The sequence below is a fragment of the Vreelandella arctica genome, assembly GCF_037070215.1.
Taxonomy (GTDB): Bacteria; Pseudomonadota; Gammaproteobacteria; order Pseudomonadales; family Halomonadaceae; genus Vreelandella; species Vreelandella arctica.
In genome coordinates this window covers 38,681-52,919 of the sequence record NZ_JBANSN010000006.1, presented here as the reverse complement: position 1 = coordinate 52,919, position 14,239 = coordinate 38,681, and the positions used below count along the sequence as shown (strand labels likewise).

Below are 14,239 nucleotides of genomic sequence, written 5' to 3'. Positions count from 1 at the left end.
GCACTGGCATATCACAAGGCAGGCTGGCTATTTGAGCGATCCGGGACAGCTCTTTAATGCTCTTTTAAAGTGGATTATTCGTATACCAGGAAAAGAGAAATGATAGGAACTGAAGAAGACCGCCCAGGGTTGGGCATTGGGTTGCGAGTCCTGTCAGGCGCCCTATTTACTGGCATGCTGGTGTGTATTAAGGCAGTCAGTGACGAAGTGCCGGTGGGGCAGTCGGTGTTTTACCGTTCGCTGTTTGCGCTGCTGCCTATCGTCGTGTTTCTTCTGGTGCGTCGGGAGTTTCCTCGGGGGTTGGCGACGCGGCGCCCGTTGGGGCATGCGCTCCGTTCCGGGCTGGGGGCGGCGGCCATGTTTGCCTCTTTTGCGGCGGTGGCACTGTTGCCGGTTGCCGAGGCGACGCTGCTTGCACAGCTAACGCCGGTTTTTATGGCGATAGGGGGTGTGCTGCTCTTAAGAGAGCGTTGCTCACTTTATCGTGCGGGCGGCATAGTATTGGCGCTTGCTGGTGTCGCTGTGCTGATTTTGCCTGGGCTGGGCGCTAGTTCAAGCAATGGCCACATAACCGGGTACGCGCTTGGGGCGCTGGGTGCGCTCTTAACTGCTGGGGCGCTACTGACCGTCAGACGTATTTCGCGAACTGAAACGGCAGCATCAATTGCATTCTACTTTATTGTGGTAGCAGCGCTGGCTGGGCTGGCAACGATGCCATTGGGCTGGGCAGCGCTTAACCGGGTGGAGTTTTCGCTGCTGGTGTTATCGGGCCTATTTGGCGGCGCAGCGCACATTGCGATGACATTAGCGTTGCGCTATGCCGAGGCGTCGCGCTTGGCGCCTTTTGAATATATTGCCCTGGTGTGGCCCGTGCTCGCCGATTGGGTGCTGTTTGGAATACCGGTCTCCAGCGGCTTCCTGCTAGCGCTACCGCTCATGTTATCCGGGGTGGCGCTAGCGGCAATGGAAGGGCGGCGGCTTAAATGGCTGCTTCGACGATAAGCTGCGGTTGGCCTTTCGAGCAGGACTCAATACGTGCAGATACCCGATAAACCTGACGTAGCAGCGCAGGGGTAATCACGTCGGCGGTGGGGCCGCAGGCAATCAAGCGACCATTTTCGAGCATCATGGCGGCATCGGCGAAACGTAGCGCATGCCCCAGGTCATGGAGCGCCACCAAAATCAGCATCTGGCGTTCATCGGCTAGCCGGCGCAGCACCGTCAAAAGGCTGATCTGGCGGTTCAAATCGAGTGCCGAAGTGGGCTCGTCCAGCATCAGAATCTCAGGCTCTTGCACCAGAGCCTGGGCAGCGCTGACCAACTGGCGCTGCCCGCCGCTAAGGTCGCCGATATCGCGTTCGCCAAGGGTCGTAATGCTGAGTTCCTCCAGCGCACGATCAACCTGCGCTAAATCCTCAGGCTGCACTTTTAATCCACGTCCCTGCATACGTGCCAAAAGCACTGATTCATAGACCGTCAGCACGGCCTTGGCGCCGGTGTCCTGGGGCATATAGCCCACGGGGTGCTCGGCGCTGGTGCCGCTGATAATCACTTCGCCTTCGCCTTTCAATAACCCTAATATGCGGCGAAAAAGCGTCGATTTACCTGCTGCATTGGGCCCTAGCAAGGCAACGACTTGCCCCCCTTGAAAGCAGGGTGTGGTGATCTCTTCCAGAATAGGGCGACGCCCGTAGCGGGCGGATACACGGTTCAGTTGTAGGGTTACCATGAGGCCTTCTTGTGGCTAAGCACCAGAAATAGGAAGAAGGGAATGCCCACCAGCGAAGTAATAATGCCAATGGGAATAATGGTGCCAGGAATAATGATCTTGGAGATAACCGAGCCAACGGAGAGGATAAGCGCGCCGCACAGGGCCGAGCCGGGTAGGAAGAAGCGCTGATCCTCACCCAGTAAAATGCGTGCAATATGCGGGCCCACCAAGCCGATAAAGCCAATGGTGCCCACGAACGCCACCGCGATGGCGGCGAGCAGCGATACCAGCACCAGCACTTCCAAACGCAGCGCGCGGGGATTGACACCCATACTCTCGGCTTTGGCGTCGCCCAGGCGCATGGCGGTTAGCGCCCAGCCATGTCGGGCAAGCAGCGGCATGGATAAAGCAAGAATGCTAAGGGCGATCCAGAACTTGGGCCAGGTGGCTTTGGTTAAGCTGCCCATTGTCCAAAAGACCACTGCAGAGACCGCCTCCTGGCTGGCAAAGAACTGAATCAGCGCCATCAGCGAGTTGAAGATAAACACCATGGCGATGCCGAGCAGCACAATGGTCTCTACCGTCACACCGCGCTTAAGGCTTAAGGCATGAATTAAAAATGCGGTGAACATGGCCATCACGAAGGCGTTGATGGGCACCACAAATTCAATGGCGGCAGGCACCAGTGCCACCCCGAAGGCGAGACCCAGAGCGGCACCAAAGCTGGCCCCGGCGGAAATCCCCAAGGTAAACGGGCTGGCTAGCGGGTTGCTCAGAATGGTTTGCATCTGTGCCCCGGCCACCGACAAGCTGGCGCCTACCACTAGGGCCATCAGCGCTACCGGCATGCGGATTTCCCAGAGAATCACTCGCGCTTGCTGGCTAACGCTGTCCGGGGTAAACAGCGCCGCGATCACTTCACCCAGGCTATAGCGGGCGGGCCCCAGTGCCAGGTCAACGCAGAGACTAAAAAACAGCGCTAACACCAGTGCCGCCAGTATCATTTGGCGGCGGAAAACCTGGCTATGGTAGAAGGCGCGCCCCTGTGAAAGGCTTTCTGTAACCGCCGTTTCCGTCATCCTCGTATCAGTCGTCATGGAGCGATATCCAGTAGCCGGTTTCATAGTCGATAGGTAAGAAGCGCTCGTGTAGCTCTTCCATCGTGGCGTTGGGATCCAGGTCTTCAAACAGCTCTGGATGTAGCCATTTGGCTAGCTGCTGCACGGCCACAAAGTAGTAGGGGCTGTTGTAAAACTGGTGCCAAATGGCGTGGAAGTTACCGGACCCTACCGCCTTGATGCCGGTCATTGCGGTGCGCTCGGCCAGTGCTTCAAGCTTGGCGCGAGCGTTTTGCATATCAGCCCCGGGGCCTACGCCGACCCAATTGCCGCCCGGCACGTAGGCATCCCAGTTGCCGCCGGTGACAACCACATGATCAGGGTTGGCAGCAATAATCTGTTCAGGGTTCAGGTTGCCGAAACTGTTAGGAATAATGCCCTCGGCAATATTGCTACCGCCCGCCAGGGTGACATAGTCGCCAAAGTTGGCAGGGCCAAAGCTCATGCAGCACTCGTCGGAGTAGCCGCCGGCCCGGTCAATAAACACGCTGGGGCGGTCTGGGTTGGCTTCGGCGATGACATCGGTTACCCGTGCCAACTGTGTCTCGGCAAACTCGATGAATGCTTCGGCCGCTTCTTCATCGTCCATGATCTGGCCGATGATGCGCATGGAGGGGATGGTGTGCTCAAGCGGGTCTTCGCGAAAATCCACATAGATGATGGGAATGCCGAGTTGTGCCAGCTTGTCGTCGTAGGCAGCATCTTCTGTGGCGGCTTTCGCCTCGATGTTCATCAGCACTACGTCAGGATTAAGCGAGGCGGCCTGCTCGACGTCAAAAGTACCGTCTTTAAAACCGCCAAAGGTGGGGATTTCCTCAATCTCGGGAAAACGCTCCAGATAGCGGGCATAGTTATCGGGATCCGCCTGGGAAAAATCTTCGCGCCAACCGACTACATGGGCAAAAGGAGCTTCAGGTTCGAGTAAACCGAGCAAATAAATTTGTCGCCCTTCGCCTAAAATAACCCGCTCGGCAGGGGCATCCAAAGTGATTTCGCGGCCAGCGACATCAGTGACGGTGATAGCGTCAGCCATAGCAGTGGCGCCGCAAGCAAACGTGATAAGCGTACCAAGCAGGATTTTTAAGCGCGGAGAACTGAGCATTTTTTTACTCGTTGGTCGATATTGGTTAACAGGGCTGGCATCGCTGATGCGCTTTAACGGTGATAGCACATAGATGCAATTGCTATTGTAACTGATTAGCGTTTAGGAGGCATTATTGGGGTGCCGCGCTTAATGGTCAACATGCTACGCTTTGCCCTTAGCATTTATCCTACGGCGATGGCTTCACATGTTTGGCTCTAAAGGCAATGCGTTGTTGAAGGATGACTTGGTTTGTAAGTACTTACATTTTTGGAGGGGCCGCTATGCCTTTATCTCGTGTTGAAATTGCCACGCCTTCCGCCGAGCGTTTAATTAATCGGCTCTGTAAACACTGGGCGCATAAGCTAGAGGTTGAGCAAAGCGATCAGCAGGCCACCATTACATTTGCCACCGGCACCTGCTTAATGCTCGCTGAGCCCGATAAATTGGTGGTCGCCATCGAAACCCTGGAAGAGGAGCATTTGGATGAGCTGGAAGGCGTGGTCGAGCGTCACTTAATGCGTATGGCAGGGGATGAAGAGCTGGCGATTGTTTGGGAGAACTAAACTGAGTCTTCATGGCAGCAATCTTCATGGCAGTAAAGGAGAGCGTCTAATGCGCTGGTGCGTCTGCTATAATTGCGACACTTTTTATATACCGGAACGCAGAGCGCAGGAGTTCGCATGACCCGAATTGCCATTGTAGGCGTGGCTGGCCGCATGGGCCGTACGTTGGTAAATGCTATTGAGCAAGATGCTGAGGCAACGCTGGCTGGCGGTATTCTGGAACCGGGCAGCTCCTTAGCGGGCGCTGATATTGGCGAGCTCGCTGGGTTAGGGAAGCGCGGTGTCGTCGCGGTAGATTCACTTGCGTCGATAGTTGATGATTTCGATGTGTTGATCGACTTCACGGCCCCTCAGGTCACGCTTGGTAACCTAGCATTCTGCGCCGAACACGGTAAGCGCATTGTGATTGGCACCACCGGCATGAGCGATGATGAGCTGGCTCAGTTAGATAGCTACCGCGATAAAGTGGCCATGGTGTTTGCGCCCAATATGAGCGTTGGGGTTAATCTGACTCTGAAGCTACTCGAAATGGCTGCCAAAGCGCTCGGCGATGAAGGCTACGATATTGAAATAATCGAGTCTCACCATCGCCATAAGGTCGATGCGCCATCCGGTACTGCGATTAAAATGGGTGAGGTGATCGCTGACAGCCTGGGGCGGAACCTGAAAGAGCATGGCGTGTTCGAGCGGGTAGGGCAGTGCGGCCCACGCTCGGATAAAGAGATTGGTTTTGCCACCGTGCGCGCGGGCGATATCGTTGGCGAGCACACGGTGATGTTTGCCACCGAAGGCGAGCGCATCGAAATCACCCATAAAGCCTCCAGCCGGATGACCTTTGCCAAAGGTGCCGTTCGTGCGGCACGTTGGATCGCTGGCAAAGAGGTCGGCCGTTACGATATGCAGGATGTGCTGGGGCTGGAGTAAGGGGTCTACTTGGCAAAATCTATCTTCAGCCAATGTTGAGTAGTCGTTGGGGGTAGTCTTAGGCCAAGAATTCCTGTAACATTTCAAAAATTTTGGCCGGGTGGCTTAGAAGCTCTGACTTACAGACCTTAGACGGCGCGCTTGTTGCGTTGGCCAGCCCAAAGCCTGCCACCGAGTTTGCTGATGTAACGTTATCAGTTAAGCAACTCTGAAAGGCATCGAACAACAAGCGGGATGAAACCGATTCTTTTTATCGGCTTCGTCCCGCTTTTTTACGGCCCTTGTTTTGATAATGAATGACTTTAATCGCGAGCGTCGTGGATTAACGAAGAAATTGCTGAGCCTGCGCCCTACAGGCTCCCACCAGCATGGGAGGATCTTGTTTTGAATAACCCCGCATTGAGCAAACCCGCAATATTGGCCCTGGAAGATGGCAGTGTGTTCCACGGTATCGCCATTGGCGCGGATGGAGTAACCAGCGGTGAGGTGGTGTTCAATACGGCCATGACCGGCTATCAAGAGATCCTTACCGACCCCTCCTACACTCGCCAAATCGTCACCCTCACCTATCCCCACATCGGCAATACTGGCATTAACGCAGAAGACATTGAGTCCGCCTCTATTGCCGCGGCAGGGTTGGTGATACGTGATCTACCATTAATGGCTAGCAGCTTCCGCTCTGAGCAGTCGCTGTCGGATTACCTGAAAAGCCAAAACGTGCTGGGCATTGCCGATATCGATACCCGCCGCCTAACGCGCATTTTGCGCGATAAAGGCGCCCAGAACGGGGCGATTTTGGCCGGTGCGGATGCTGAGGGCGAAGAGGCTGTGGCGCGGGCGCTGGAAGCTGCCAAGGCGTTTCCAGGGCTAAAGGGCATGGATTTGGCTAAAGAAGTCTCCTGCAAAGAGGCTTACGAATGGTCGGAAGGCGAGTGGACGCTGGGGGAAGGCTACGCCGACGCTTCGCAAAGTGAGCGCCCTTACCATGTGGTGGCATATGATTACGGCGTGAAATTCAACATCCTGCGCATGCTGGCCGCCCGTGGCTGCCGCCTGACGGTGGTGCCTGCGCAAACGCCTGCCGCTGACGTGCTGGCGATGAAGCCTGATGGCGTTTTTCTGGCTAACGGCCCAGGCGACCCAGAGCCCTGTGACTACGCTATTAAAGCGATTCAGGATGTGCTGGAAACCGATATTCCGGTATTTGGTATTTGCCTGGGTCACCAGCTACTGGCGCTCGCGGCCGGTGCGAAAACCGTCAAAATGAGCCTCGGCCACCACGGTGCCAACCATCCAGTGCAGGATTTGGATGCCGGCACGGTGATGATTACCAGCCAAAACCACGGCTTTGCGGCGGATGAAGCGACCCTGCCTGCCAATGTGCGTGCCACGCATCGTTCGCTGTTCGATGGCACCTTGCAGGGAATTGAGCTTACCGACCGACCGGCGTTTAGCTTTCAAGGCCACCCGGAAGCGAGCCCCGGCCCGCGGGATGTGGCGCCGCTGTTTGATCGCTTCGTGGCGATGATGCAGGCACGCCGTTAACGCGTCCTTCACATCACCGTATCGCCGTCTTTTGTCGCTCATCGTCACCATTTTTTGCGGGAACCGTTATGCCTAAGCGTACCGACATCAACACTATTTTGATCATTGGCGCTGGCCCGATTGTGATCGGCCAGGCCTGCGAATTCGACTACTCTGGCGCCCAGGCGTGTAAAGCGCTGCGCGAAGAGGGTTACCGGGTTGTTTTGGTCAACTCCAACCCCGCCACTATCATGACCGATCCGGCCATGGCCGATGCTACTTACATCGAGCCGATTACCTGGCAGACGGTTGAGAAAATCATCGAGGCGGAGCGCCCCGACGCGATTCTACCGACCATGGGCGGCCAGACGGCGCTGAACTGCGCCCTCGAGCTTGAAAAGCATGGCGTGCTGGAGAAATTCGGCGTCGAGATGATCGGTGCTAACGCCGATGCGATTAACATGGCCGAAGACCGCGATCTGTTTGATCAAGCCATGAAGCGCATTGGCTTGGAATGCCCGAAAGCGAAAGTCGCGCACAGCATGGATGAGGCGTGGGAGATTCAGGCGGAGCTTGGTTTTCCAACGATCATTCGCCCTTCCTACACCATGGGCGGCTCCGGCGGCGGCGTGGCGTATAACAAGGAAGAGTTCGAAGAGATCTGTACGCGCGGTTTTGAACTCTCCAACAACCACGAGCTGCTGATTGATGAGTCGCTGCTGGGTTGGAAAGAGTACGAGATGGAAGTTGTGCGTGATAAAAACGACAACTGCATCATCGTCTGCGCGATTGAGAACTTCGACCCCATGGGTGTACACACTGGTGATTCGATCACCGTGGCCCCGGCGCAAACGCTGACGGATAAAGAGTATCAGATCATGCGTGACGCCAGTCTCGCGGTGCTGCGCGAGATTGGTGTCGAGACTGGTGGTTCCAACGTCCAATTCGGTATGGATCCCAAGACCGGCCGTTTGGTAGTCATTGAGATGAACCCGCGGGTGTCGCGCTCCTCGGCGCTGGCCTCCAAGGCAACCGGTTTCCCGATTGCTAAAATCGCCGCCAAGCTGGCGGTCGGCTACACCCTGGATGAGCTACAGAACGATATTACCGGCGGTCGTACACCGGCATCGTTTGAGCCGTCTATCGACTACGTGGTTACCAAGATCCCACGCTTCACCTTCGAGAAATTCCCCCAGGCTAACGATCGCCTAACGACGCAGATGAAGTCGGTGGGTGAGGTGATGGCGATTGGTCGTACCTTCCAAGAGTCGCTGCAGAAAGCCCTGCGCGGCCTGGAAACCGGTAATGATGGCCTCGATCCGATCATTACCGATTTTACGCCGGACAACATGGCGATTATCCAGGGCGAGCTTCAGGCCGCCGGTGCCGAGCGTATTTTTTATATCGCGGACGCCATGCGCTCAGGTATGAGCGTTGATGAGGTGTTTGCGCTGACCAATATCGACCCTTGGTTTCTAGTCCAGCTTGAAGATCTAGTGCTGACTGAAAACGCCGTCGCCAAGCGCTCACTGACCGACTTCTCTGCCCGTGAGATCTATCAGCTCAAGCGTAAAGGCTTTGGTGATGCGCGCTTGGCCAAATTGCTTAACGTCAGTGAAAAAGAGTTTCGTCAGACGCGTCACGCAGCAGGCATTCGCCCGGTCTATAAGCGCGTTGATACCTGCGCCGCTGAGTTTGTGTCAGATACCGCCTATATGTACTCCACTTATGAAGAAGAGTGCGAAGCGGATGTGTCTGATCGTCAGAAAATTATGGTGTTGGGCGGTGGTCCGAACCGTATCGGCCAGGGTATCGAGTTTGACTACTGCTGTGTTCACGCCGCCTTTGCCATGCGCGACGACGGCTATGAAACCATCATGGTCAACTGCAACCCGGAAACCGTCTCTACCGATTACGACACCTCTGATCGCCTCTACTTTGAGCCGGTAACGTTGGAAGACGTGCTCGAAATCGCCGACAAAGAGAAGCCGGTGGGCGTGATCGTCCAGTTCGGTGGTCAGACGCCGCTGAAACTGGCCCGCGAGCTAGAGGCTGCCGGTGTTCCGATCATTGGTACCACGCCGGACGCCATCGACCGCGCCGAAGACCGTGAACGCTTCCAGGTGATGATCGACAAGCTGGGCCTGAAGCAGCCGCCCAATGCCACGGCGCGCAGCTTTGCCGAAGCCTTCGATAAAGCCGAAGCAATTGGCTACCCGCTGGTAGTACGCCCCAGTTACGTGCTAGGCGGCCGGGCTATGGAGATCGTTTACGACGCCTCCGAGCTTGAAAACTACATGACCCACGCGGTGAAGGTCTCCAACGACTCACCGGTGCTGCTGGATCATTTCCTGAGTGCCGCAATCGAGATCGATATCGATGCCGTGTCGGATGGTCAGCAGGTGGTGATTGGCGGCATCATGCAGCACGTAGAGCAAGCGGGCGTTCACTCCGGTGACTCCGCCTGCGCGCTACCGCCTTACTCGCTGCCTGCCGATGTGCAGGACGAAATGCGCCATCAGGTGAAGCAGATGGCGGTTGAACTGGGCGTTAAAGGCTTAATGAACGTGCAGCTGGCCTGGCAGGATGGCGAAATCTACGTGATTGAGGTTAACCCCCGCGCTTCGCGTACCGTGCCCTTTGTGTCCAAGTGCATCGGCACATCGCTTGCTCAGATTGCAGCGCGCTGTATGGCAGGTAAAACGTTGGCTGAGCAGGGCTTTGAGAAGGAGATCGTACCGCACTTCTATAGTGTGAAAGAGGCGGTTTTCCCGTTCAATAAATTCCCCGGTGTCGATCCAATTCTGTCGCCGGAAATGAAGTCCACCGGCGAAGTGATGGGCTCTGGGGATACCTTTGCAGAGGCCTTCTTCAAGGCGCAGTTGGGGGCAGGCGAGGCCATACCGGCGCTGACCGGCGAGCGTAAAGCGTTCCTTTCCGTTCGTGAGCCGGACAAGGCAGGGATTATCGAAGTGGGCCGTTCTCTGTTAGCATTAGGCTTTACGCTATGTGCAACACGGGGAACAGCGGCTGCTTTGGAAGCTGCCGGGCTTGCCGTGGAACACGTCAATAAAGTTTACGAAGGCCGTCCCCATATCGTCGATCTGCTTAAGAACGACGAAATCGCCTACATTGTGAACACTACTGAAGGTCGTCAGGCTATTAACGACTCTTCGGTCATTCGCCGTACTGCTCTCTCGCGCAAGGTGCCCTATGCGACCACCTTGGCGGGCGCTAATGCTGTTTGCATGGCGCTTGAGTACGGTAGTGAGATTACGGTGCGACGCCTTCAGGATCTGCATGCAGGAGCAAGTCAATGAACAAGGTCCCGATGACAGTGGCGGGAGAAAGAAGCCTTCGTGAAGAGCTCGACCACCTTAAAAGCGAAGCGCGTCCGCAAGTGATCGCGGCCATCGCTGAAGCGCGTGAACACGGTGATCTGAAAGAGAACGCCGAGTATCACGCCGCTCGTGAGCAGCAGGGGTTTATCGAAGGGCGTATTCAGGAGATCGAAAGTAAGCTCTCCGTCTGCCAGGTAATTGATGTCACCAAACTGCCGAAAACCGGCAAAGTGATTTTTGGTGTTACCGTGTCGCTAATGAATCTGGATACCGATGCGGAAGTCACTTATCGTATCGTCGGCGAAGATGAAGCGGATATTAAGTCTGGCCGTATTTCGGTCACTTCTCCCATCGCCCGTGCTTTAATCGGCAAGGAAGAGGGGGATGTTGTGGTGGTGAAAACCCCCGGCGGCGATGTCGAGTACGAAATAGGTAGCGTCGAATACGTTTGATGAAAAAACGCCCCTTCAATTGACCTCGGTTAGGTCGGTTGAAGGGGCGTTTTAGTGCAGCAGCATTCGTTTTAGAGCGAGTACAATCTAACGGTTAATGCCTACCGTGGTGGTTCTCAAAGCGGGTAACATTAGAAAGCTTTGGATTCACCTGCGGGTTCCTACGGTAGAGCAGCGCCATTTTGCCAATGGTTTGCACAAGGTCTGCACGGCTATTGGCGATCAGTTCGGCTATCATGGCAGCCCGATCATCACGCTCAGGAATGGCGAGTTTCACTTTGATCAGTTCGTGATCAGTGAGTGCGCGGTTAAGTTCTGCGAGCAAATTTTCGGAGACGCCGTTCTCAGAAACGGTGACCACTGGGTTAAGATGGTGGCCAATGCTACGAAATGCTTTCTTTTGTGCCTGTGACAAGCTCATGGTATCTTGCGGTATCCCGGTTAGCGCTTAACGCTCCATCTTACGGTGAAACGTCACCGAGTGAAAGCGATCGCGTGAATGCGCCCATCTCTTATTCCAGTGTTAGATTCCCACATGCAGCAAAAGCCCCCAAGCCGTAAACATTCCGTTAGCAAAACCAGCAATAACTGGAAGAAGGAGCATTTTGACGACCAGTACGTGAAGCAGAGTTGGCAAGATGGCTATCGCTCTCGTGCCAGCTATAAGCTGATTGAGCTGGATGAAAAGGATAAACTGCTGCGACCCGGTATGACGGTCATTGATTTAGGGGCAGCGCCCGGCGGATGGAGTCAGATTGCTGCTGAGCGGGTAGGGCCTGAAGGTGTGGTCATCGCTTCTGATATTTTGGAGATGGATGCGCTCGCAGGCGTGGACTTTATCCAGGGGGATTTTACGGAAGAGGCGGTGTTGGAGGCGATATTAAAACGTCTAGATAATCGTCGCGTAGACCTTGTGATGTCGGATATGGCCCCCAATATGAGTGGTATGGCGGCAATTGATCAGCCTCAGGCGATGTACTTAGTGGAGTTAGCGTTAGAACTCGCTCGCGAAACTCTGTCACCCGGTGGTCGGTTTTTAGCTAAAGTATTCCAGGGGGAAGGGTTTGACGCTTACCTGAAAGAGTTACGCAGCAGCTTTAGCAAGGTAGTGACTCGCAAGCCGGATGCATCGCGGGCACGCTCCCGTGAAGTCTATTTTCTGGCCGAAGGGTTTCGCGGTTAACGCATCATATGGTTCGATAATTTTACCTGTGATGGGATAACGGTGTATGTGGTTCATAGCCAAGATTTATCAGCGCGATTGCCAGACAGGCAAGCGCAACGTGTGTCACATTAGCCGCAATACGCGCGTGACACAGATGGCCCGAGGCATAAGACGCTTTGGCAATGGTTGAACGCTTGATGCTGATGTAATGTCGTAGTACTAAGATTATTAGTAGCAGGCTTTATTAAGCACCAGGGTTTAACTGACGGATTCTTGTAATGAGGGTAGCCCCTTGAATGATATGGCGAAGAACCTGATTCTGTGGTTGGTCATCGCGGCCGTCCTACTGACAGTGTTCAATAATTTCAGCACCGAAAGCGCACCGCAAAACACCAACTATTCTCAGTTTGTGCAGCAGGTGCAAAATCAGCAGGTACGTAGCGTCACGATTGATGGTTACACCATCAGTGGTGAGCGCACGGATGGCTCTCAGTTTCAGACGATCCGCCCATCGGCAGAAGATCCGAAGCTGATGGACGACCTGTTGAGCAATAATGTGACGGTCGTGGGTAAAGAGCCAGAACAGCAAAGTATCTGGACGCGGCTGCTTATTGCCAGCTTCCCGATTCTGCTGATTTTGGGCATCTTTATGTTCTTTATGCGCCAGATGCAGGGTGGTGCCGGCGGTGGTAAAGGCGGCCCGATGAGCTTTGGTAAATCGAAGGCCAAGCTGCTCTCTCAAGATCAGATCAAAACGACCTTTGCCGACGTGGCTGGCTGTGATGAAGCCAAAGAAGAAGTCGAAGAGTTGGTCGACTTCCTACGTGACCCCACCAAATTCCAGCGTTTAGGCGGTACGATTCCCCGCGGCGTGTTAATGGTAGGGCCCCCAGGTACCGGTAAAACGCTGCTGGCAAAATCCATTGCTGGCGAAGCGAAAGTGCCGTTCTTCTCTATCTCGGGCTCTGACTTCGTTGAAATGTTTGTCGGTGTCGGCGCATCACGTGTGCGCGACATGTTCGAACAGGCTAAGAAGCAGGCGCCCTGCATTATCTTTATCGATGAGATTGATGCTGTGGGTCGCTCTCGCGGTGCTGGCATGGGTGGCGGTAACGACGAGCGCGAGCAGACGTTGAACCAGCTGCTGGTCGAGATGGATGGTTTTGAGGCCAACGAAGGCGTCATCGTTATCGCTGCGACTAACCGTCCTGACGTGCTTGATCCTGCGCTTATGCGTCCAGGCCGCTTTGACCGTCAGGTTACCGTTGGCTTGCCGGATATTCGTGGTCGTGAGCACATTCTTGGCGTTCACCTGCGTAAAGTGCCGCTGGGTGATGACGTAAAACCGCAGCTGATTGCCCGCGGCACGCCTGGCTTCTCTGGCGCGGATTTGGCCAACTTGGTCAACGAAGCCGCACTTTTTGCTGCGCGCCGCAATAAGCGCCTAGTCAGCATGGAAGAGCTGGAGCTGGCTAAAGACAAGATCATGATGGGCGCTGAGCGCAAGTCGATGGTCATGACCGATAAAGAGAAGCTCAACACCGCTTATCATGAATCAGGTCACGCCATTATCGGTTTGGTTGTGCCTTCGCATGATCCGGTCTACAAGGTAACCATTATCCCCCGTGGGCGTGCCCTCGGCGTGACGATGTTCTTGCCGGAAGAGGATCGCTACAGCCTGTCGCGTCAGCAAATTCTGGGGCAGATCTGCTCGCTGTTTGGTGGTCGTATTGCTGAAGAGATGACGTTGGGTCCGAACGGTGTCACCACCGGCGCCTCTAACGATATCAAACGCGCCACTGAGCTTGCCCACAACATGGTGGCGAAGTGGGGCTTGTCGGACGAGATGGGTCCGATCATGTACGACGAGGACGAGTCGCATCAGTTCCTCGGTGGCCCGGGTCAGGGCGGCAGTAAGATGAAGTCGGGTGATACCACGACGCGCCTTGATAAAGAAGTGCGTAAAATCATCGACGATTGTTATGAGCAGGCGCGCCAAATCCTGACTGATAATCGCGACAAGCTTGATGCCATGGCCGAAGCGTTGATGAAGTATGAGACTATTGATGCCACGCAGTTGAAGGACATCATGGAAGGTCGCGACCCGCGCCCACCGGAAGGCTGGGACGACGGTGATTCATCCGGCGGCGGTACGCCAGTTGGCGGTGGTGATAAGCCAAAAGCGCAAGAAGCCGATGATGATACGTCTACCAACGCTTCTGGCGGCGACGGTGAAGAGGATGATGACGAGCCGCGCCGTCGGCCTTCAGATCCTCTTGGCGGCCCGGCGGGTCCCTAGGTGATTAGATAGTTAACCCTGCGTATAAGCCGAAGGCGCCCCGTCAAGGGGCGCCTTT

General features: G+C 55.3%; 12 protein-coding genes. 8 read left to right on the top strand and 4 right to left on the bottom strand.

Annotated elements, in window-relative coordinates:
* The first annotated feature begins 99 nt into the window (after positions 1 to 99).
* A complete protein-coding gene (locus V8L70_RS07085; RefSeq protein WP_336269122.1) occupies positions 100 to 1,002 on the top strand; it encodes a DMT family transporter in 903 nt (300 codons plus the stop codon).
* Here V8L70_RS07085 and V8L70_RS07080 read toward each other — a convergent pair.
* Genes V8L70_RS07080 through V8L70_RS07070 form a run of 3 tightly spaced genes read right to left on the bottom strand, consistent with a single transcriptional unit; the run spans position 980 to position 3,931 of the window.
* Positions 980 to 1,729 carry an ABC transporter ATP-binding protein gene (locus V8L70_RS07080; RefSeq protein ID WP_336269121.1) on the bottom strand — a complete coding sequence of 250 codons (750 nt, stop codon included), beginning with the start codon at positions 1,727 to 1,729 and terminating at the stop codon, positions 980 to 982. The two genes, V8L70_RS07085 and V8L70_RS07080, sit on opposite strands and share 23 nt — an antisense overlap.
* On the bottom strand, positions 1,723 to 2,808 hold the full coding sequence (locus tag V8L70_RS07075) for a FecCD family ABC transporter permease (RefSeq protein WP_336269120.1): 1,086 nt from the start codon (positions 2,806 to 2,808) through the stop codon (positions 1,723 to 1,725). Before V8L70_RS07075 ends, V8L70_RS07080 begins: the two co-directional genes overlap by 7 nt.
* Positions 2,798 to 3,931: an ABC transporter substrate-binding protein gene (locus tag V8L70_RS07070; protein ID WP_336269118.1), complete on the bottom strand. Its 1,134-nt coding sequence runs from the start codon at positions 3,929 to 3,931 to the stop codon at positions 2,798 to 2,800. The genes V8L70_RS07075 and V8L70_RS07070 overlap by 11 nt, the downstream gene beginning before the upstream one ends.
* A gap of 263 nt (positions 3,932 to 4,194) precedes the next feature.
* Between V8L70_RS07070 and V8L70_RS07065 the strand changes: the two genes are divergently transcribed.
* From V8L70_RS07065 to greA, 5 genes are all read left to right on the top strand, one after another.
* Complete coding sequence (locus V8L70_RS07065) at positions 4,195 to 4,476, top strand: DUF2218 domain-containing protein (protein WP_008958784.1); 282 nt, start codon at positions 4,195 to 4,197, stop codon at positions 4,474 to 4,476.
* 117 nt (positions 4,477 to 4,593) lie between these two features.
* Entirely contained in the window at positions 4,594 to 5,400 is an 807-nt protein-coding gene (gene dapB / locus V8L70_RS07060) for a 4-hydroxy-tetrahydrodipicolinate reductase (protein ID WP_336269117.1), read from the top strand.
* A gap of 399 nt (positions 5,401 to 5,799) precedes the next feature.
* Positions 5,800 to 6,945, top strand: a complete 1,146-nt coding sequence (gene carA, locus V8L70_RS07055; protein ID WP_008958786.1) for a glutamine-hydrolyzing carbamoyl-phosphate synthase small subunit — start codon at positions 5,800 to 5,802, stop codon at positions 6,943 to 6,945.
* Positions 6,946 to 7,013: 68 nt separating this feature from the next.
* A complete protein-coding gene (gene carB, locus V8L70_RS07050; RefSeq protein WP_336269116.1) occupies positions 7,014 to 10,244 on the top strand; it encodes a carbamoyl-phosphate synthase large subunit in 3,231 nt (1,076 codons plus the stop codon).
* Complete coding sequence (gene greA, locus V8L70_RS07045) at positions 10,241 to 10,717, top strand: transcription elongation factor GreA (RefSeq protein WP_008958788.1); 477 nt, start codon at positions 10,241 to 10,243, stop codon at positions 10,715 to 10,717. The genes carB and greA overlap by 4 nt, the downstream gene beginning before the upstream one ends.
* A gap of 94 nt (positions 10,718 to 10,811) precedes the next feature.
* Here greA and yhbY read toward each other — a convergent pair whose 3' ends face one another.
* Positions 10,812 to 11,138, bottom strand: coding sequence for a ribosome assembly RNA-binding protein YhbY (gene yhbY, locus V8L70_RS07040; protein ID WP_008958789.1), 327 nt, complete (start codon positions 11,136 to 11,138; stop codon positions 10,812 to 10,814).
* Positions 11,139 to 11,252: 114 nt separating this feature from the next.
* Between yhbY and rlmE the strand changes: the two genes are divergently transcribed.
* Both rlmE and ftsH read left to right on the top strand, forming a co-directional pair.
* A complete protein-coding gene (rlmE, locus tag V8L70_RS07035) occupies positions 11,253 to 11,900 on the top strand; it encodes a 23S rRNA (uridine(2552)-2'-O)-methyltransferase RlmE (RefSeq protein WP_035587113.1) in 648 nt (215 codons plus the stop codon).
* Between the two features lie 274 nt (positions 11,901 to 12,174).
* A complete protein-coding gene (gene ftsH / locus V8L70_RS07030; protein ID WP_336269115.1) occupies positions 12,175 to 14,181 on the top strand; it encodes an ATP-dependent zinc metalloprotease FtsH in 2,007 nt (668 codons plus the stop codon).
* Positions 14,182 to 14,239 lie beyond the last annotated feature (58 nt).